The organism is Metabacillus litoralis, from assembly GCF_007994985.1.
Taxonomy (GTDB): domain Bacteria; phylum Bacillota; class Bacilli; order Bacillales; family Bacillaceae; genus Metabacillus; species Metabacillus litoralis.
The window spans coordinates 320,436-340,910 of sequence record NZ_VOQF01000001.1; the positions used below are offsets into that span (position 1 = coordinate 320,436).

Here is a 20,475-nt window from a genome sequence, read left to right on the forward strand (position 1 = left end):
TGGAGGTTAAGATATATAAAGAGTTTTATAACTGAATTATAGCATACAAGTAATAGGACTATTTGGGGAAACATCGTTAAATCATCCTAATTATAGAAGTAATTGAAGTTAAAGTAAGTGATGGAAGAAATCCCCCATCCAATTAAGACTATTTATAAAACTGGACGCAAAAAAAACAGCTAGCCTTATTAAATTGAGTAGCTGAAGGCAGAACTCTTTCACCGAAACAATCAATAGTAATAATAAAACATAAAATTGTCATCATTTTTTATCCATCTTTATGTTTCTAATTTTCCAATAACAACCTTTTTCATGTATAGTTAAGAAGAAGTTTTTAATTCATAACACAAAAAGTGACAGCATTTTATTATCAAGGGGGTAATATAGTGAGCAAAATTATTTTATCTACTGAAAGTGGAGCGGATTTACCAGAGGATTTAGTTAACAAACATTCTGTTAAAGTGGTACCCATGCATGTAATTATGGATGATAAAGATTATTTAGATGGCTCATTACCCGTTCAAGATATTTATGATTATTATGAGCGTACAAAGAAGATACCCTCAACAACTGCGACAAATGTTTATGAATACCAAACTTTTTTCACAAAGATAAAAGCCGAGTTTCCTAATTGCGTTATTATACATATTGGATATACATCTAGAGCATCTTCTTCTTTTCAAAATGCATTAATCGCAGCAGAAGATTTTGATAATCTATTCCTCATCGATGCTTTAAATGTGACTGGTGGCTTAGCAGCAGTTGTGCTTCATGCTGTTTCTTTATTAAAGCAGGAGCCTAAAATAAAACCAGAGTTTTTAATTGAACAAATTGAGAAAATCGTTCCTAAAACAAGACTTGCCTTTGTGCCAGGAAGCTTAGAATTTTTAAAAGCTGGTGGACGAGTAAGTAATATGGCTTATCTTGGAGGAGCTTTATTTAAAATAAAACCAAGAATAGAACTTATTGAAGGAAAGCTCATTTCAACAAAAAAATATCGCGGACAAATGAATGTTGTGGCAGAAAAACTTATTGAAGATTTTTTAAAAGAATACAAAATCGATCGAAAACAGCTTTATTTTCAATATTCCATTGGACTAGATGATTCGATCAAAACAAGGATGAATGATATTGCCCAAAAACAAGGTTTCAACAATATCACATGGATTCAAGCTGGAGCAATGATTTCAACTCATGCTGGACCAGGGGGCTTTGGTATTGCCGGAATAGAGGAATAAAAAATAAACCTAGTTGGGACATTACATCCCGCTAGGTTTTTACTGTATCATTTTTCTCATGTACTCTACCTCAAGTATTAAACCAGACAAAAAGTTCTGAAACATCGAGAGCAAACCCATTATTCCTGACAATTGTGTTGAAGTATAAACATTTGCTAATGACTCAATTTTCACAGTAACAGGATAAGGCATTTTCTGATGTACAAGATCCACTGAAGCATTTAGTAATTTAGACTTTAAAACAGAATATTCATCACCTCGAATATAAGTCTTCAAGTGCATCCAAGATACTGATAAAAATTGTGGATAATTGGCTAGTGCACGAAAATCACTTGCAACATCAAATGAGTGATGTTCTTTTGCTATATCAAGTAAAATTTGCTGTGTATCATAAGGAGCATCAGGAATATGCACTAAATTAATTTGCGGCATTCCTTTTATCACACCTGGTTGTATCATTCCCGTTACATTAGATTTCCCTATAATTGGACGATTACTTATGCTTTCAACCCAAGCACTTGCTATTAGCACCAATTTGGGATTTACATAATGAAAAACAGATAGCATTTTTTTAATCTTGTTTAAAGTTACAAGTGGATATTTCTTTGTAAAATCATACCTAGATATATTTGTTATATTTAGAAATCGTAGCTCATTGGAAGCAGCTTCAACATTTATTGCAAGCATATTTGGTCTCACCTGCTGCCAAGCATATGATAAAAATTCCGGATAATGTGCTAATGCCCGAAAAATAAAATTAACGATTGGTACTTTTAATACATATTTGATGTCTTCATAAACTTCTTTTATCAATCCATATGCTTGATGTTCAAAAACCTCTGGAATTCCCTATTGCATACCTTCACTTCTCCCCTATTTGTAATAAGTATGTAGAAGTCTACAATGAATGAATTTTATTTTGTGTTATATGATAAAAGCTTTTTTAGCATACTTAACACTTTTAACATGTATTTATTGGTCCTAATTTTCTTCCTTCCTTTCATTCTAAACATATACACGATGAAGGACATAAACATGGAAAAGCCTAAGTAAAAGGTCGTCATAAAGTCGTTGATGGACTTTTTCCAGGGGAAATTCCTATCAAATGTCCGTCATTGAGCTGAAGGACATGATTACCTATTTTATTAATGATAATGAACTTATCTTAAACTTTAAAAAACAAAGCTAAAAAACCGGTTAGAATCTCAATTAAAGCACTATGGAAAGTATAAATAATTAATTATTTATGAAATTGCTTACCTTCCAAATGACAAAGAAGATGCCAATCTACTTTGTCATTTAGTTGATTTAAGATGTGAAAAGAAAAGTACTATTTTAACTACAAATATTTACTTTAAAGAATGGGATGCGGTATTCCAGGATCCAGATAATCAAAGGCAATATTAGATTGTGTTCTTCACCATTCAACAGTCGTAAATATTGTTGGACCTTCTTTCAGAATTAAAGATCCTTAGAAAAAAGAAGATGTTGATTAATTTTTGTACAACATTCATAAACGATCAAAATTGTACATCGTTATCTTGACACATTTTAACACGAACTCTTTATTTCACTACTTATATCTGAACTAGTAAACCCTAATCCTATAGGAAAATACCCCAATATCCCCTATTACATGAACATATTTATTCCTTCTACATAGAGTAGTAGTGTAGAGCTAAGGAGGTGTTAAACAATGTCAGGTTATGCAGGCGGTAGCTTCGCGTTGATCGTTGTATTGTTTATCCTACTGATTATTGTTGGGTCAGCAGGTTTCTTCACACCAACTTACTAATTTTCATTCGTGAGAAATGCAAGTTACCTTAACTTGCATTTCTCTTTTTCATTTTATAAAGGTTTCCATTTCTATTGGTCATAGGCTTGTGATTACTTCACTATACTTCCCGCTAGTTGAAAATGATATGTTTAACAATCTTAATCACTCTATTATTTTACAAATGATTACTGTAAAATAGAATGATCTAGTTAGGAAAAAGGAGAACATATGGAACTTATTCAACAGCTATCTACCCTTACATCAAATGAACCGCAACTACGATTACTTATTGATATGATCCCCGAATTTATCGTCTTAAAAGATGGTGATGGTCGTTGGCTTGTTACGAATAAATTAGTGCTTACTTCTTATGAAATGGGTGAGGATTATTCTTACCATGGAAAAACAGATTCTGAACTAGCAGAGATTTTCCCAAAAAATCGAGATAATTTTATGTATAATGTTGAAACAGATAAAATGGCTTGGGATAAAGGTCAAACGATACAATTCGAAAAATCCTTTCACACTCCTGATGGTATACTTCGGACTTGGGAAGTTATTAAAACACCGATATTTGATAAAGATGGCAACAGGAGCCATTTAATGATCGTTAGTAGAGAAATTACAGCTCGAAAAAAAGCAGAAAAGGCATTAAAGTTAAGTGAGTTCAATTACCGTTTAATCGCAGAAAACATGAGAGATGTACTTATCACAATTGATCATGAAGGTATCATTACATTTCTATCTCCTTCTTTTGAAAAAGTAACAGGCTACTCAATTCATGATTATATGAATCATAAAGCTATTACACTTATGGAATATATTCATCAAAATGATTATGAGTATATCAAAAAATTCTATCAGGACTTAATTTATCATGGAAAGAAATTCAACAGTAATTTTGAGTATCAATTTCGAAAAAAAGATGGGCGATATATTTGGCTTGAAGCAAATGTAAATACCATTTATAACTCGGAAGGAAAATTTGAAAAATTAATTATTGTTGCAAGAGATATCATTCAACGCAAAAAATACCAAACACAGCTTGAAGCAATGGCTTATTATGATCATTTGACAGATATACCTAATCGTCGTCTATTCATGAATACACTTTCACTTGAACTCGAGAAAGCTGCAAGCTCTAATCAAGTATTAGCTTTAATGTATTTAGATATAGATTTTTTTAAAGAAGTGAATGATCGAAATGGGCATGAATTTGGTGATCAGCTACTCATACAGCTTACGAAAAGAATTCAACATACTCTAAGAGAATCAGATTTATTGGCTCGAATTGGTGGAGATGAATTTGTTGTTATCCTTCCCAATCTGTCTAGTGAAGATCAAGCCAAGATTATCGGAGAAAGAATTGTAAATAGATTAAAAGAGCCTTGGCATATTGAAGAGCAAATTTTCCAAACAACTTCTTCAATAGGAATCGCCATGTATCCTAAAGATGGAACTACACCACAAATGTTGATTCGCCGTTCTGATGAAGCTTTATATAACGCAAAAGCAAAAGGAAGAGCACTAGTCGAATTCTATCAATAATATCTAAGAATCTAACACACTTCCAGCCCATTATATAGAGAGAGGCTATTTTTTTCGATTTTTAAGGAAGTGTTGAATTTTATTATGAAATATTGTCTCTAACGATACCCACACGAACAAGTCTTTATTTAGGATAAACAATTAAGAAAAGCATTTCCTGCCCACTTATGACCAGAAAATGCTTTTCCAACGAGACTTTATATGAAACTTTAAATCTAATTTATTCTACAACACTACGACTTTGATCATTATATATGGTCGGATCTAATTCTTTCGTCGCTTTACTTGTGACAATACCTGCTGTCATACTACCACTTACATTTAGTGCTGTACGACCCATATCAATTAATGGTTCTACCGAAATTAATAATCCTGCTAAGCCAACAGGCAGATTTAAAGCTGACAATACGATTAAAGCTGCAAATGTTGCACCCCCACCAACTCCTGCAACTCCGAAAGAGCTAATAGCAACAACGGCTACCAATGTTAAAAGAAATGATGGTGAAAATATGTCTATACCAACTGTTGGTGCAATCATAATCGCTAGCATTGCAGGATATATTCCCGCACAACCATTTTGACCAATTGTTAATCCAAATGAGCCTGCAAAATTGGCTATTCCTTCTGGAACACCTAAATTATTCGTTTGTGCTTTAATATTTAGAGGTAAAGTTCCGGCGCTTGTTCTTGATGTAAAGGCGAAAGCAAGAACAGGAAATGACTTCTTCACATAAGTAATAGGATTTTGACCAACAATTGCTAAAATAAGTAAGTGAATAATAAACATAGCGATTAAAGCGACATAAGACGCCAACACAAACTTTCCTAATTTCCAAATAGCCGAATAATCACTAGTTGCAGTAACCTTTGTCATTAACGCTAAAACTCCATATGGTGTAAGCCTCAAGATCAATGTTACTACACGCATAATAATTTTATAAAATGTCTCAACAAGATCAGCAAATTTTTCTGCATATTGAGGTTCTTTTCGTTTTACACCCAGAAAAGCCATACCTATGATAGCTGCAAAAATAACGATTGATATTGTTGATGTTGGTCTAGCACCAGTTAAATCCAAAAAAGGATTAGTAGGAATAAGTGATAAAATTTGTTGAGGTATTGTTAGATTTTCCACTGTCCCCACTTGTTCTTCTAATTGAGCTGCTCTCCCCATTTCAGCTTCCCCTTGCTCAATTTGAATAGCTTCTAAATTAAATAACATTGCAGAAGATATCCCGACAACTGCAGCTATTGCTGTTGTTCCAATCAATGTACCTAGCACCCATCCACTTATTTTACCGATATTATTTGTCATCTTAAGTTTTGTAAAAGCTGATAAAATCGAAATAAATACAAGTGGCATGACAATCATTTTCAAGAAAGATACATAACCAGTTCCAACTATGTTAAACCATTCAACAGATGTTACAACAACCTCTGAACCAGTTCCATATATAAGTTGTAGCACGATCCCAAAGATGATACCTACGCCTAAGCCAATAAATACTCTCTTTGAAAAAGAAACATGCTTTTTCTGCAAAGTATATAAACCAATAATAAGTCCAAGCATGATGATGATATTAATAATTGTAAATATGGACACTCCTAACACTTCCTTCTTAAAAAATCAGTATTTCGGAATATTACCATCTTAATTCCTATAAGTAAAGTAGGATTAACTGAGAAATAAATAGTTTATATTATTCGTATAATCCTAATTTTCTAACTCTTCTTCATGTTTAGCTTTATTATAATTATTCATTCAGATTACTAGTGTCCAAATTATAAAAAAAGCACAAAATCGTTTACATCTCTGGTTTTATTTGGTAATATAATACTCTGAATCCAATTATCTTTAACTTGAAGGAGTTTTAAAGGTGAATAGTACGATCTCTAAATACTCTACTAATAAAACTGAATTGATAAACAAAATTAACTTTCATAAGCATGAATTAATAGCAGTAGGAAAATCACTCGGATTAAACCACCCTTTAACCATTTCTCAAAGTCAAAAATTAGATCAATTAATCTATCAATATCAAAGAATTATGACTATTTCTAGTGAAGATAATCTATCAAAGTAAAAAAGAATCCATCTTGAAAAATTCAAAATGGATTCTTTACTCTCATGTTAAGTAATTTTTAATGATTACTTCTAATTGTACGATACCTCGGATGCTCCGCTAATATCGAATTCCTCATTTCTTTTACAACATGATGCTCTGAACTAAAAAATTGATTTTTCGTATCGTAGAACTCGACTAACTTCCCTTTATCTAAAATACCTATTGTATCACTAATCGTATAAGCAGCTTTTATATCATGAGTAATAAAAAAATAGGATAATCCAAACTCATCCTTTAGCTCCATAAGTAGATCAAGAATTAAATTTTTATTAACCATATCGAGGCTACTAACAGATTCATCTAACACAATCAGTTTAGGCTTTAATGAAATAGCTCTTGCTATATTGATTCTCTGCAATTGACCACCGCTAAATTGATGGGGGTATTTTTTTAAGTCAGTTTCATTTAATCCTACTCTTTCCAATAAATGAATAATGGTTCGCTTTTGCTCAGCAACTGTTAGCTTCTCATAATTCTCCAATGGTTCTGCAATGATATGTTCTGCTGTTAAACGGGGATTTACGGAAGAATAAGAGTCCTGGAAAACAACCTGAAGATCTCGACGAATTTTATGGCGAATTTGCTTATCTGCCGTATAAAAATTATGTCCTTGAAAAAGAACTTTTCCGCTTTCTGGCTTTTCTAACCCCAGAATTACTTTTGCTAATGTACTCTTACCAGCCCCACTTGAACCAAGCATTCCGAAACAAGTTCCTTCATCTATAGAAAAAGTAATATTATCCAGAACTTTTTGCGACTCATTTTTCTTCCAATTAAAAAAATTTCGAGATCTATAGCTATGAGATATTTCTTTCACTTGTAATAAACTCATTTATTCACCCCTATAAAAGTCCAGCAGCATTAAGATAAATGATTAAATTGTTCTTCAACTTGCAGTATTGGCCGAGCTTCTAATAATGTTTTTGTGTAGGCATGCTTGGGATTGTCAAATAACTGAAAAACATCGGCTTTTTCGACAATTCTACCACTTTGCATAACAGCTACTTCATCTGCCATCTCTGATATCACACCAAGATCATGAGAGATTAATAAAATGGCAGATCCATGTTCGGCTCGAATTTTATCTAAGTGAAAAAGTACTGTTTTCTGGTTTTTCACATCTAGTGCTGTTGTTGGTTCATCAGCAATGATCACAGCTGGATGTGTACAAGCAGCAATAGCAATCATAACCCGCTGAAGCATTCCACCACTTAATTGAAAAGGATATGATTTTAATAGCTTAGCAGGTTCAGGTAAATTAACATCATGCATAGCCTCAATTGCAATTTCTGTTGCTTTTTTTTTACTACATGATATATGAGATCGGATCGTTTCTATAAATTGATGACCAATCGTTAAAACAGGTGTAAAAGCATTCATCGGGTTTTGCATAATAAAGGCAATGTCCTTACCACGAATTTTCCTCATCTGTTTAGGGTCCAATCCGTTTAATTCTTGTCCATTCAATTTAATGCTTCCTTCAATTGTTGTTGTTTTTTTATCAAGCAACTGAAGAATAGACATACTTGTCACAGTTTTACCGCATCCACTTTCTCCAACTAGACCAAGTACACCTCCCTGCTTCACATCAAAATTGATATTTTGAACAAGTGTAAGTACATCTCTTTTAGTAGAAACCTTCACTTGCAAATCCCTAACTTCTAGGACACTCGATTGGTTTATTTCCAACATGATCATTCCTTTTTAAGATCTTCGTTTCACTCCATATTTCTCTGACAATGCTTCACCTAATAAATTGAACGTAACAATGACAAGCATAATGATTAGACCAGGGTATATCATTAATTCTGGATTTGTCCGAATATATGTTTTTCCTTCGTGAATCATTGCTCCCCATTCTGGTGTTGGAGCCTGAACACCAAGTCCTAGAAATGACATAGCAGATATGTCCATAATCGCCCAACCCATTTCTAATGTTCCCATAACAGCAAGCGGAGGAAGTACATTTGGAACAATATGTTTTCGAATAATTTTCCAGCCTGAGGATCCACTTATTTTTGCAGCTGCAATAAAGTTTTGCTCTTTCAAACTTAGAACCATTCCCCTAAACATTCTTGCATAATAAACCCACTGCACTAGCATGATCGCTACTATAACTTGCTTAAGACCAGGCCCAAAGATTCCTACAAGTCCTAAGATAAGAATTAGACTTGGAAAGGCCATCACTCCATCACAAAATCTCATCAGCAAATGATCAATTAAACCACCTTTATAACCAGAAAAAGTACCGATAATTAAACCAATAACTATTGAGGAAATAAAAATAAGCATCGCAAAGCCTAATGAAATGCGTGCTCCATATAATATACGTGACAACGTACACCTTCCAAGATGATCTGTACCTAGTGGATAATCCCAAGAAGGAGGCTGTAATTTAAGAGCTAAATTTACAGCAATTGGATCGTTTGGCACGATCCATGGTGCAATAAAAGCAATGATAAAAAGCATACTTAAAATAATCGTACAGATGGGAATAATTTTTTGATTTATGAATATCTGACGTATATTTCTTATCATTGCTTGTACCCTTCTTTCCTAGAAATACGCGGATCTATATACATTTGAATCAAGTCAACAAGTAAATTACTAATAATAAATAAACTTGCACCAATAAGAACATAGCATTGGATAACAGGTATATCACGATTGAAAATAGCATCTATAAAATAACGTCCAAATCCAGGCCATGAGAAAACTGCTTCAACGATGATTGTACCAGTAAGTAATTTCCCTAGATTCATTCCCAGTCCAGTAATCATTGGCGAGATCGCAATTCTCAAAACATGCTTCGCCATAATACTTTTCTCACTAATTCCTCGTGTGCGAGCATAAAGAACATATGGTTCCTCTAAATTTTCAAGAACACTAGCACGTAACAATCTCGTATAAATCGCAATCAATGGGAAAGCAAGTGTTACCGATGGAAGAACAAGATGCTGCCAAGTTCCTATTCCCTCAACCGGAAAAAGATCAAGTTTCACAGAAAAGAACAAAATCAGAAGATATCCTAACCAAAAAGATGGAATAGATGCCCCTAAAAAGGCAAGAACTCGACTAAAGTGATCAATTGCGGTATTTTTCTTTACTCCAGCAAGAAAACCTAGAGGAATACTAACAAATACTGCAATAAATAAACTTCCTAGAGCTAGTTGAATCGTAGCTGGTATCCGAGAGATAACCTCATCCCAAACAGGCTTATTCGAAACATAAGATATGCCAAAATCAAATTGGCATATCTTTTTAATAGAATTTAGATATTGGATAAAAAATGGTTGATCTAAACCAAACTCCTGTCGTTTCTGTGCCAGATTCTCATCTGTCGGTTGAATATGGGCAGCCGTTAGATAGGCCTCAGCCGGGTCGACCGGTGAAAGGTGTATCATCCCAGTTGTAAGAAGTGTTGCTAAAAGAAAAACCGGAATAATAGATAATATTCTTTTCAAAATAAAGGTGCCCATAAAAAACCTCCTGCTACCTTACTCCTTAATGCTAATTCCTGTAAATGGATGTTCATCACGATTAGCAGGGAAAGTGAAATTTGTCACTTCTTTTTGATGAATTGCTATTTTCTTAATATATGAGATCGGGATAATTGCTCCCTGATCTTGTATTGATGTCAAAATCGATGAGTAAAGCTTTTGTCTCTCATTCTCATCTGTTGTTTGCGTAAGCATAGAAATTTGTTGCAATAAGTCTTCCTTATTTGGATACGCTGAAATAGCTTCATTAAATCCAAATCCTTCTGATGCGACAATATTTAAGAATGTATGTGGATCATAAGGTGCTCCGTAGTTACTAAAGAAATTTATATCAAATTTATTATCTTTAAATCGTTGAACTTGCTCTGCTAGTTCAACACCAACAATGTTTAATTTAACACCAATTGCTGCCCACTCTGATTGAAGAGCTTCTGCCATTGTTTTCTGAATCATTTCTGCTGAATCATACATTAACTCAATTTCCAGTAGCTGTCCATCTTTTTCGCGTACTTCTTGACCATCAGAAAGCTTCCACCCTGCCTCGTCTAACAGGGATTTTGCTTTCTCTACATTATAATCAACTACTGCTGCATCAATATCTTTCGTATACGGAAGATTTGTTGGTAAAATATAGTCTGCTTTTTCTTCATAACCAGACGTAACTCCTTCAACTAATGCTTCTTTATTAAAAGCGTAATGTAATGCTTGACGTACTTTTTCATCGGAAAGCTGTTTCTTCTTTGAATTGATCACAAGCTGTCTTGTTGCAACTGGCTCTGAAATACTAGTTTCATATTTTCCAGTTGAATCTAACTGTTTAAACGCATCTAAGCTAATTGTACCTTCTCCATAAATAAGATCGATCTCACCTTTTTCAAATGCAAGAACTCTTGTTTCAGCATCAGGAATAACTTTCACTTTAATGCTTTCCTCTTCTGGGAGTTCACCCCAATAATTTTCATTACGTTTGAAAGTAGCATATTCGTCTACTTTGTACTCATCCAATATCCAAGGACCTGTTCCAACTGGTTTGGCAACACCTTTTGATGTATCACCATCTTCAGGAAAACCTGCTTCTCCTAAGAAACGAACTGGTCGTACAACTGCCAACTCCTGAATTGTAGGATAATATGGCTCTGTTAATGTTAATTTGAACGTAAATTCATCAACTGCTTCTGTTTTTTCTATTTTTGAAAGAAAACCTAACCAACCATGCATATCAATCTTATTTAAAATTGTATCAAAGTTTCTTTTTACAATTTCGGCATTAAAGCCAGTTCCATCTGAAAACTTTACATTTTCCCGCAAATGAAATGTATATTCTTTTCCATCCCCCGAAATGTCCCAAGACTCTGCTAAATGAGGTTTTAGCTCTCCACCTTCTTGGTAGCTTACTAACGGTTCATACACCATTGACTGAGCAAATAATTGGGATGGATTATAAACATGTGGATTCATTTCCCCTACGTCTCTAGGCCAAGCAAATGTAAGCATGTTGCTGTTCTCTTTATTCTCTGAAGATTTAACATCATTGCTACTAGTATTCGTACATCCAAGTAATATTGTTGATAAAATAAACATGAATGTTAATAGAATAATCGTTTTCTGTTTATGTAATCTATTAAACAATTTTTCTTCCCCCTACATCTTATTGATAATCATTTTCAATGATAATTGTAGTGTCGAAAGTTGTCAATATTATAATAGGAATTTTCTTTAAATTATGCTCTTTTCTAATAGATTGCTGCTATTTAACATCTAGATCTATTGGAAACAGTGTTTTATCGCATTAAAGGGCGATTTGTAGAAGAAAAGATGCCACTAGACTTTATACAGAGTTGTTATCATAAGGATTCTAAAAACAACAAAATTTACGAAAACAGCCTTTAATTACAACAATATTCTCCTATGATTTACTTTCATTTTTCTTTCTTGATCTGTTTAAAAATTTTTATCGATTATTTAACAATCATAAGGGTATGTATTACTATAATAGAAAGATAAGAACAGGAGTGATCATTTTGAGTCATATTTTACTAGTTGGTGGTGGTCATGCCCATCTTACAATTCTTCGATCACTACTTAACGAAAAGATTTCACACAAAATTACTCTTATTTCCGCATCTACCTATCAATATTATTCTGGTATGTTTTCAGGATTTACTGAAGGAATATATCAAGAGGATGAAATCCGTATAAATTTACAACAGCTTTGTGAACGTGCATCAATCGAGTTTATTGAGGACACTATTGATAAAATTGATCCAATTACAAAAACTGTGATCGGAAAATCTGGTACAACTTATACCTTTGATCTTATTTCATTTGATATTGGTTCCAAATCAAAAGCTTTTAATCAGAATACGATCAAGCCCAATTACCTGTTTACTGAAGAAATTTCAATGTTCCGTTCTTCAGAAGCACCAACTGTTGTTGGTGGAGGTGCCGCTGGAGTTGAACTTGCTCTTTCTACATTAGCGTGGCGAAAAGCTCAAAACATTAAAGGTGATGTGATATTAGTTAGTTCTTCACCATTACTTACCTCATACGGGTATAAAGCGTCTAAAAAGATAACAAGCATAGCAAAGCTAAAAGGAATAAAGATGGTTGAAAATGAAAGGGTAGAACATGTAAAAGCTACGACCATTGTAACGAAAAATGGAATGAAAGTTCCTTATACACATGTTCTGTCTTTAACTGGTCCTACCGGTCATCAGCTTTTTCAAAGTCTTTCAGCAAACGAGAACGGATTTTTAAAAGTAACGGACTATCTTCAACATCGAAAATACGCGTTTATTTTTGGTGCAGGAGATTGCATCACATTAGAAAGTAATCCAACATTACCGAAAAATGGTGTGTATGCAGTAAGACAAGGCAAGGTACTATGGAAAAATATTAAACATTATTTAAGTGCAGAGATATTAACAACCTTTAAACCTCAAAAGAAGTTTCTTTCCATTATGTCGACTGGAAATAAAGAAGCGTTGCTTTCGTATGGGAATATCGTCCTTCATGGCAAGCTACCATGGAGATTGAAACATTTTATAGATAAAAAGTTTATAAAACAGCACGAACTAAAATAATGAAGAATTGTCAGGGTAATTTTGATCTTTATTAAATAAATATTCTTTATGAAGAGAGTAATAATAAATTTAATACATTCACATCACATATTTTTGCACAGGAAGCCTACTTAAAATCCTCTAGACCTATGCAGACGTAGCCGAGGGATTCACAGCTCCCTCGGCTACGAATTTATTAGATTTAAACTCTAAAAATATATACTCTTATTCATGCGAAATATTATCTAAACCATTTAATATATTTCTTTGTTACTTTAGGAAGTAAACCGTTAAATAATTTATCACGCCAATATATATCGGCTGTTCGTTGTATCGCTGCAGCATGATTAGGATACGGATAAATCATTTGAGATAAATCACCAATCTTTTTTCCATGCTTGATTGCGTAAATAACCGTCTGCATCCAATCCCCCGCACCTTTACCAATAGCATGTGCTCCAATTATTTTTCCTTTTGAATTTGTCAGTATTTTAATGATTCCATCCGATTGATGATCTGCTACAAAACGATCTACATCAGTAAGAGGTACTTCATATGAAGAATACGTTATCCCTTTTTCTTTTATCTCCTGCTCTGTTAAACCAATATGAAAAATTTCAGGATCTGTATAAATAATCCATGGTATTTGTTCATAATTCATTTTTTTCGGTATGCCCAGCACTGCGTTTTGTACGACCGTTTTTCCTTCTTCACCTGCCACATGTGTAAAAGCAAATTTTCCGTTTACATCTCCAATGGCATAAATATGTGACACATTTGTTTGCAACTTAGCATTCGTTGTGATGTAACCCTTCTCATTCTTCGTAACTCCGGCATTTGTTAAACTAAGGTTATCACTGTTTGGTGTTCGTCCAACAGCTACTAAAATTTCATCCACTTCTAGCTTTGTCAGCGTATCATTTTTCTTAACAGAGACTATTTTTTTACCGTTACGTTTTTCAACATGTATAACATCTGAATCTAGTAAAAAAGTTAATTCTTTTTCTAGCAGTTTTCCTGCAACATTTCTAATTGATTGATCTTCTTTACTTAGCATTGTTTTACTTCTTTCAACAACCGTTACATTTGCTCCAAACCGAGCCATTGCTTGAGACAGCTCTAATCCAATAGCTCCTGATCCAATAACGAGTAAATCTTTTGGAAGCTTTTCTTGGTTGAAAATTGTTTCATTCGTTAGATAACCCACTTCCTTTAGTCCTTTTATAGAAGGAATAAATGCTCTCGAACCTGTAGCAATGACAATTCTTTTTCCATATATTTCATCATCATTGATCTTGACTGTATGATCTGAAGTAAATACACCTAAGCCTTTATACAAATCAATTCCCATGTTTATAAAGCGTTCATCAGAATCATGATGTTGAATCACATCAATGGAGCTTCTAACACGCTCATTTATTTTCTTTAATGATACTTCGCCACTTACCTCTAACCCTAATTTTGTTGCTTTTTCTTTCGCTGAGTGGATCTCTTTTGCAGCTTGAATAAACGATTTAGAAGGAACACACCCTACATGAAGACAATCTCCACCAAGATGCTTTTCCTTTTCTATCAGCGCTACTTTCGCTCCTAATGAACGAGCACCAGAGGCTACGGTTAAACCGCCAGCTCCACCACCAATCACAATCACATCATACTTTTTCAAGTCTACTCCTCCTTCCTATTTTGTTAACAATCTTTTCGCTTCAGCTAATCGTTGAAATGCAGTGTATAGTTCAACTACGAAGAATACCAGTGTTAAGATCGTTAAATATGGATGAAATAGAATCATTAGAGAAAATAATATAAAACCCTCTGTTCGTTCTGCGAGTCCTGCTTGATAATAGAATGATTTCATTCCATGCTTTTCTGTTACTGCTCCAACTGTCAAAAAAATCGTCATTGAGACAATAATTGACACACTTAACAATAATAAAGCCCATTGTGATTCCGGAAATGCAAATGCTAACCCAAGAATCACGCTAATTTCCACAACACGATCAAATGTAATATCAAGAACCGTTCCCCAAGCTGATGGTTTTGTAAGTCGAGCCATCGTTCCATCAACTGCATCTAAAAACCCTGAAAACCATAAAACAACTACCGCTAAAACTGGTTGATTAAAATAAATAAATAAACCTGATGTTGAGCCTATCAGGAAAGCAATCCACGTTAATTGATTTGCAGATAAACCGAATTTCAGTAAACTTTTTGCTGTTTTCTCAATTGTTGGTTGTACATATTTTCTTCCATGCGTGTCTAGCAAAATTTTCACCTCATTTTGTTTCTTGTTTATCTAAAAAATTCTTAAATTTATTTTTAAATAAAGCTGGCGTAACCATCACTAGTAAAAACAGCGTTATCGCCATTATAATTGTTAACAAATTGTTTGATGTCGCACTAGCTCCTAGAAAGTTATAAGCAAATGTTCCTGGAATTATACCTACGATTGTGGCTAACACAAAGTGACTTGTTCGTACTTTTGACAATCCAGCTGCATAACTGACTAAATCAAAAGGAAAAATCGGTAATAGTCGAACTAATAATACAGAAACAAAGCCATTTTTTTCTAATAAATTCTTCACTTTTTCAATTCGTGCACCCGATTTTTTCTCTATCCATCGCCCCCCTACTTTCCGTGAAAGTAAAAAAGCGAAATAGGCTCCTATTGTTGCACCGATAATGGTTAACAATGTTCCGTAAAATGGTCCAAATGCCAACCCACCTGCAAGTGATAAAACAGATGAAGGAAATAAAATGAAAGGACGTACCGAATACAAACCAATATATATAATTGGAGCGAGAACTCCTATTGAGAGAATCCATTGCTTAATGATTTCAGGACTAAAATCGATCACATGTTGATTTAAATAATAAAATGTTGGTATAAAAATGATTAGCAGTCCTATTGAGATACTTCTCTTCTTTTTCATTCACTCCCCACCTTCTAGCTATCCTTTTTGTATAGATACAATACTTTACCTTCTTGTTGGTTTTCTTTTCCCACCATTGTTAGCTTTTCCTTTGTTTCGTTAACAGAAACAACAAGCTGAACATTTCCAGTTTGAAAATAGCTTTCTATGATTTCTGCTGTCCAAAATTTCTCATTTGCCTGAGGCTTCCTTTCCGATAACACTAATTGCTCACTAGCTATAAATCGATCATGCTCCCATAATCCACTTTGCAAAAAGCTAGAAACAAAACGATTGATCGGATGATGATAAAGCTCCTTTGGAGATGCAACTTGTTGAAGTGTTTTTTCTCCTAATATCGCAACACGATCACTTATTGCCATCGCTTCCTCTAGATCATGAGTGACGAATAATACAGTCATTTCTTCTTCCTTTAATAAGTGCTTCATCCACCTTCTCGTATCTTTACGAAGCTCGGAGTCAAGGTTTGAAAAGGGTTCGTCCAATAATAAAACTTTTGGTTTGACAATTAACGAACGTCCTAAAGCAACTCTTTGCTTTTGACCTCCTGAAATTTCATGCGGGAAGCGTTTTTCTAAGTTTACTAGCCCTACCTTTTCTAGCATCAACTTACCCAATTTTTCACGTTCTTTTCGGTTTATACCTAGCATCTTTAAACCAAACGTGACATTTTCCAATAAATTCATATGTGGAAAAAGTAGTGAATCTTGAAACATGTAAACAGCAGGTCGTTTTTGTGGTGGTATTCCTTTCATTGATATATGATCAATCAGGATTTCACCTGAATCAGCATCATTGAGTCCAGCAATCAATCGCAATAACGTAGACTTCCCAACCCCAGATGGACCAATTATCGATAAAATTTCACCTTTATTTATAGACAGCTCGGAAATTGATAAAATTAGTTGTTTTTCAAAACACTTTGATATATTTTTTAAAACTATATAGGAATCTGACATATTACCACCTAGTTCTTTTTGTTGTTAGTTTTAAAAAGAGTTCAATTATAAACCATATGACAATTGGAACAAAAATAAATAGAAGTGAAAAGCTAGCGATCATTGCATCGTCAGCTGATTGAAAAAAGGGAAAGTATAGAATTGCTAATGTTGTGACATTCCCTCCACCTATTAAGGCTGTTAATAGATACTGACCTAATGAAATGACTGTTACTAAAAATACAGTGCTTCTATAACTTGGAAGAAGCTGTGGTAGATAAATAGAATAAAAACTTTTAAACGTCTTTGCTCCCAGTGAAATCGCAATCTCTTCTTGTTTTTTACCTATTCTCTCGAAAGCTGCCCGTAGGATTTTAATTGTGTAAGGTAATGTAGGCAATAAATGAACGATTACCACACCAATTATGGTATTAGCAAGTCCCAAACGGATAAAGCTTAGGTGGAGCCCCATTGCTACTAATAACGTTGGAATTAAAATCGGTGCTAATAAAATCGATGCGATCGTAGTTTTGCCTTTGAATTCATAAAACGCCATGATTTTAGCAGCAGGAGTTCCAATTACAATATTAAGTAAAACAACACATAAACCTATACCTATTGACGTGAAAATGGCTTGAGCTATTTGGGTTTCATGAGATAGCAGTAGCTCCCAAGCTCTTAAAGAAAATTCAGTTGGGATTAGCTCGCCATAATTCCATGTTTTAACGAAGCTCGTTACGATTAGTAATAAGATTGGTAATATAGTGGTGAAGCATAAAAGAACAAATATAATTGCTGAACTTTTTCTTATTTTAGGAATAACATTATTCGATCCTTCTGTTTGACTCAAATGTCTTCTATGCTTTTTTGTTAAAAATAAAACAATCAACACAATTAACAAAATGGTAATTGTTGTTAGTGTCATCAAAGCAAAAGCATAGGGCTGCTGAGTCCAATCTGATCCGTAAAACCAATCATAACTTAAAACAGACAGCATTTTAGGATAGGTGACACCTAGTAAAGCTGGTACTTCATAAGAAGATAAGATGAAAGAAAAGAGAATAAAAAATATTTCAATTATTACAGGAAACACATATGGCCATTCCACATGTTGAAATACAGCCCACCTACTACCACCTAATGTATAAACAAGCTCTTTTTGATTATAAGAAAGCTGTTCATACACAGGCTGCAGCATTAAAATAACAAAAGGAACTTCTTTTCCTATATATGTTAAGATGATTCCGAGTCCATAGGAATCTTTCATTATAATTGGAAAGTCATTAGATCCATTTATTAATCCAATCATACTTAAAACTGAAGAAAAAAACCCTGTTTGAGATAATAATAGATACACCATATAACCCCAAATAAAATGTGGAAACAACATTGGAAGCCATGCTATAAGCCTCGGGACAAATTTCTTTAACAGAGGATAACTAACCTTAACAGCACCTAATCCTATTAAAATAGATACTAGTGTTGAGATTAAAGTAATACGTACACTATAGAAAAAAGAATCAATAAACTGAGCGTCTGTCAAAAGCTCCTTATAAAGTCGAAAACTAGGAGTCTCCTTATATTGAATACTCTCTAAAAAAGCCATCACTAACCCAAATCCTGTTAAAGATATCGCGATAAGCAATGCCGGTGTTAACAAAAGATAATGCTTACTTCGTTTGAACCACTTCATTCACCCAGTTCTCCTTTAGCCATGTCACATATTCAGCATGTATCTCAGGTTTTATGTATTTTTTTAACGTGTCTGCTGGTAAAACCGAGTCACCACGATCAATTTCTCTTAGTTTTTCTTGATCCTCTTGTGAAAGTGCTCCTGGATCTAGAGCTATATTGTCTCCCCAAAAGGCCGAATCCAACTTAGTTAACTGTGCTTCAGGAGAAAGCAAGTAATTAATCGCCACCATCGCGCCTTGTTTATTAGGACTGTTAAAAGGAATAGCTAAAAAATGCGTATTGCCAATCGAACCCGATTCTAAAACAAACGATTTTGTTGTTTTAGGAAAAATTCCTTTGTCAATGAACTTTTCAGCACGAGCTTCGTTATAGCCCATTGTCATCCAAACTTCTCCCTCACTATACAATCGATCTAATTCATTCAAATCATTCGGATATGTTTGACCTTCTCGCCATAAAAATGGTTCTATTTCATTTAAGTAATCCCACATCATTCCACTATTTTCACTTGCGAACTGTTCATCATATCCTTTATCAAGAATCTTTTGAACATCACCTACAGACTCATAAAATAACTGTCGTAAAAAAGCATTTCCTGTGAAGTCATTTGCATCAGGGTACGTAAATTTCCCTGGATTTTCTTTCACCCAATCCAATAATTCCTTATATGTTTTTGGAGGATTCTCCACTTTTGACTCATCATATTGAAAAACAAATTGCACTTTACCCCAAGGAGCTTCAAATCCGTCAACTTTTGTTCCAAAATCGTATGTAACATCTAATGCTTCTTTATCAACGAATTCTTGTACATTTGGTAGTTGATTTGAAAATGGCCCATATAAAAGTTCATTTTCCTTTGCATTCTTGAAATTCTCTCCATTAATCCAAATGATGTCCATATTGCCTTTCATTTGGTTTGCTTTTCTCTCATTCATCAGTTTTTTTAATTGCTCTGGTGTATCCATAGCAATACGATCTAAATTGAGATCATATTGCTCTTTCATTCGTGGAGCCACCCATTCATCTATATATCGGTTAATTCCTTCATCTCCACCCCACATATAAATCCTAACTGTTGTATCTTTTGACTCTTGCTCTATTTCAGACCAATCCATATTCTTCAATACATCAGGAGATTGAGAAATAGTCGACATTTCATTTGAACAAGAAGAAAAGATAACTAAACATAAAACACTCATAATAAACAAACAGATTTTTTTCATGGACGGACCTCCTTTTTTTAAATAAAATCATAGCAACTCTTTACACTTTATCTGTAAGTAGGATTACATTACAAATTTAAAAATAACGCAAGAGTTAACCACAAATTAATTAAAATTAATATATTAGCTTGGTAAGACACAACCATGGGAACGCAATTAAAAGGCTAGATTTCTGTATAGATATTGCTTCGCGGAATTTATATACCCTTAGCTTATTAATGTTGAAACATACCTGAAAATATCACGAAGAATACTTGAGCTGAACAAAGCTCTTTGGTTCAATAGGTTTTAATCTGCCTAATGACAGACATTAGTGTTCTCTTTTGGTATCGTTTTGTTCTTCATCTGCCTTATGACGGACATCGGCGCTCGCTTTTGTCGCTCTTAAGTCCCACATCTGCCTTACAAACAAAGGACATAAGAGCTCTCTTTTGG

Annotated in this window: 19 protein-coding genes; 6 read left to right on the forward strand and 13 right to left on the reverse strand. The window is 33.9% G+C overall.

Going from position 1 to position 20,475, the window contains the following annotated elements; genetic code table 11:
• The first annotated feature begins 386 nt into the window (after positions 1-386).
• Entirely contained in the window at positions 387-1,238 is an 852-nt protein-coding gene (locus FS935_RS01725; protein WP_146945798.1) for a DegV family protein, read from the forward strand.
• A 39-nt stretch (positions 1,239-1,277) separates the two neighbouring features.
• Here FS935_RS01725 and FS935_RS01730 read toward each other — a convergent pair whose 3' ends face one another.
• A complete protein-coding gene (locus FS935_RS01730) occupies positions 1,278-2,051 on the reverse strand; it encodes a halocarboxylic acid dehydrogenase DehI family protein (protein WP_240050785.1) in 774 nt (257 codons plus the stop codon).
• A 438-nt stretch (positions 2,052-2,489) separates the two neighbouring features.
• On the opposite strand from FS935_RS01730, the gene FS935_RS24135 reads away from it, so the two are divergent.
• The 3 genes from FS935_RS24135 (at position 2,490) to FS935_RS01745 (ending at position 4,563) form a co-directional block, all read left to right on the forward strand.
• Complete coding sequence (locus FS935_RS24135; RefSeq protein WP_275669563.1) at positions 2,490-2,645, forward strand: ATP-binding protein; 156 nt, start codon at positions 2,490-2,492, stop codon at positions 2,643-2,645.
• Between the two features lie 289 nt (positions 2,646-2,934).
• Positions 2,935-3,033 (forward strand): YjcZ family sporulation protein, encoded by a 99-nt coding sequence (locus FS935_RS01740; protein ID WP_146945800.1) that lies wholly within the window; start codon positions 2,935-2,937, stop codon positions 3,031-3,033.
• 210 nt (positions 3,034-3,243) lie between these two features.
• Positions 3,244-4,563 (forward strand): sensor domain-containing protein, encoded by a 1,320-nt coding sequence (locus FS935_RS01745; protein ID WP_146945801.1) that lies wholly within the window; start codon positions 3,244-3,246, stop codon positions 4,561-4,563.
• Positions 4,564-4,783: 220 nt separating this feature from the next.
• Here the strand turns inward: FS935_RS01745 and FS935_RS01750 are convergent, their stop codons facing one another.
• Complete coding sequence (locus FS935_RS01750) at positions 4,784-6,133, reverse strand: L-cystine transporter (RefSeq protein WP_146946312.1); 1,350 nt, start codon at positions 6,131-6,133, stop codon at positions 4,784-4,786.
• A gap of 307 nt (positions 6,134-6,440) precedes the next feature.
• Here FS935_RS01750 and FS935_RS01755 point away from each other — a divergent pair, with 307 nt between their 5' ends.
• Positions 6,441-6,647 carry an aspartyl-phosphate phosphatase Spo0E family protein gene (locus FS935_RS01755; RefSeq protein ID WP_146945802.1) on the forward strand — a complete coding sequence of 69 codons (207 nt, stop codon included), beginning with the start codon at positions 6,441-6,443 and terminating at the stop codon, positions 6,645-6,647.
• Between the two features lie 58 nt (positions 6,648-6,705).
• Here the strand turns inward: FS935_RS01755 and nikE are convergent, their stop codons facing one another.
• Genes nikE through nikA form a run of 5 tightly spaced genes read right to left on the reverse strand, consistent with a single transcriptional unit; the run spans position 6,706 to position 11,770 of the window.
• Complete coding sequence (nikE, locus tag FS935_RS01760) at positions 6,706-7,521, reverse strand: nickel import ATP-binding protein NikE (protein ID WP_146945803.1); 816 nt, start codon at positions 7,519-7,521, stop codon at positions 6,706-6,708.
• Positions 7,522-7,550: 29 nt separating this feature from the next.
• Positions 7,551-8,378: a nickel import ATP-binding protein NikD gene (gene nikD / locus FS935_RS01765; protein ID WP_146946313.1), complete on the reverse strand. Its 828-nt coding sequence runs from the start codon at positions 8,376-8,378 to the stop codon at positions 7,551-7,553.
• Positions 8,379-8,393: 15 nt separating this feature from the next.
• The gene (nikC, locus tag FS935_RS01770; RefSeq protein ID WP_146945804.1) at positions 8,394-9,227 is read right to left on the reverse strand and encodes a nickel ABC transporter permease subunit NikC; all 834 of its coding nucleotides are present in this window, start codon (positions 9,225-9,227) and stop codon (positions 8,394-8,396) included.
• Positions 9,224-10,168, reverse strand: coding sequence for a nickel ABC transporter permease subunit NikB (gene nikB, locus FS935_RS01775; protein ID WP_146945805.1), 945 nt, complete (start codon positions 10,166-10,168; stop codon positions 9,224-9,226). Before nikB ends, nikC begins: the two co-directional genes overlap by 4 nt.
• A gap of 18 nt (positions 10,169-10,186) precedes the next feature.
• Complete coding sequence (nikA, locus tag FS935_RS01780; RefSeq protein WP_146946314.1) at positions 10,187-11,770, reverse strand: nickel ABC transporter substrate-binding protein; 1,584 nt, start codon at positions 11,768-11,770, stop codon at positions 10,187-10,189.
• A gap of 440 nt (positions 11,771-12,210) precedes the next feature.
• On the opposite strand from nikA, the gene FS935_RS01785 reads away from it, so the two are divergent.
• Positions 12,211-13,272, forward strand: coding sequence for an NAD(P)/FAD-dependent oxidoreductase (locus tag FS935_RS01785; RefSeq protein WP_439116614.1), 1,062 nt, complete (start codon positions 12,211-12,213; stop codon positions 13,270-13,272).
• 220 nt (positions 13,273-13,492) lie between these two features.
• Here the strand turns inward: FS935_RS01785 and FS935_RS01790 are convergent, their stop codons facing one another.
• The 6 genes from FS935_RS01790 to FS935_RS01815 are packed head-to-tail and all read right to left on the reverse strand — an operon-like array spanning position 13,493 to position 20,040.
• Positions 13,493-14,917 (reverse strand): dihydrolipoyl dehydrogenase family protein, encoded by a 1,425-nt coding sequence (locus FS935_RS01790; protein ID WP_146945807.1) that lies wholly within the window; start codon positions 14,915-14,917, stop codon positions 13,493-13,495.
• Positions 14,918-14,932: 15 nt separating this feature from the next.
• Complete coding sequence (locus tag FS935_RS01795) at positions 14,933-15,517, reverse strand: CDP-alcohol phosphatidyltransferase family protein (RefSeq protein ID WP_146945808.1); 585 nt, start codon at positions 15,515-15,517, stop codon at positions 14,933-14,935.
• A 10-nt stretch (positions 15,518-15,527) separates the two neighbouring features.
• Entirely contained in the window at positions 15,528-16,184 is a 657-nt protein-coding gene (locus tag FS935_RS01800) for a TVP38/TMEM64 family protein (protein ID WP_146945809.1), read from the reverse strand.
• A 14-nt stretch (positions 16,185-16,198) separates the two neighbouring features.
• A complete protein-coding gene (locus tag FS935_RS01805; RefSeq protein WP_146945810.1) occupies positions 16,199-17,143 on the reverse strand; it encodes an ABC transporter ATP-binding protein in 945 nt (314 codons plus the stop codon).
• A 1-nt stretch (position 17,144) separates the two neighbouring features.
• Entirely contained in the window at positions 17,145-18,815 is a 1,671-nt protein-coding gene (locus tag FS935_RS01810; RefSeq protein WP_146945811.1) for an ABC transporter permease subunit, read from the reverse strand.
• Positions 18,793-20,040 (reverse strand): ABC transporter substrate-binding protein, encoded by a 1,248-nt coding sequence (locus tag FS935_RS01815; RefSeq protein ID WP_146945812.1) that lies wholly within the window; start codon positions 20,038-20,040, stop codon positions 18,793-18,795. Before FS935_RS01815 ends, FS935_RS01810 begins: the two co-directional genes overlap by 23 nt.
• Positions 20,041-20,475 lie beyond the last annotated feature (435 nt).

Excerpts from the sequence above, each read along its gene's own strand:
- FS935_RS01740 (WP_146945800.1), top strand. The coding sequence starts at position 2,935 with ATGTCAGGTTATGCAGGCGGTAGCTTCGCGTTGATCGTTGTATTGTTT.
- FS935_RS01745 (WP_146945801.1), top strand. The coding sequence starts at position 3,244 with ATGGAACTTATTCAACAGCTATCTACCCTTACATCAAATGAACCGCAA.
- FS935_RS01750 (WP_146946312.1), bottom strand. The coding sequence starts at position 6,133 with ATGCTTGGACTTATTATTGGTTTATATACTTTGCAGAAAAAGCATGTT.
- nikE (WP_146945803.1), bottom strand. The coding sequence starts at position 7,521 with ATGAGTTTATTACAAGTGAAAGAAATATCTCATAGCTATAGATCTCGA.
- nikC (WP_146945804.1), bottom strand. The coding sequence starts at position 9,227 with ATGATAAGAAATATACGTCAGATATTCATAAATCAAAAAATTATTCCC.
- nikB (WP_146945805.1), bottom strand. The coding sequence starts at position 10,168 with ATGGGCACCTTTATTTTGAAAAGAATATTATCTATTATTCCGGTTTTT.
- nikA (WP_146946314.1), bottom strand. The coding sequence starts at position 11,770 with ATGTTTATTTTATCAACAATATTACTTGGATGTACGAATACTAGTAGC.
- FS935_RS01800 (WP_146945809.1), bottom strand. The coding sequence starts at position 16,184 with ATGAAAAAGAAGAGAAGTATCTCAATAGGACTGCTAATCATTTTTATA.
- FS935_RS01805 (WP_146945810.1), bottom strand. The coding sequence starts at position 17,143 with ATGTCAGATTCCTATATAGTTTTAAAAAATATATCAAAGTGTTTTGAA.
- FS935_RS01810 (WP_146945811.1), bottom strand. The coding sequence starts at position 18,815 with ATGAAGTGGTTCAAACGAAGTAAGCATTATCTTTTGTTAACACCGGCA.
- FS935_RS01815 (WP_146945812.1), bottom strand. The coding sequence starts at position 20,040 with ATGAAAAAAATCTGTTTGTTTATTATGAGTGTTTTATGTTTAGTTATC.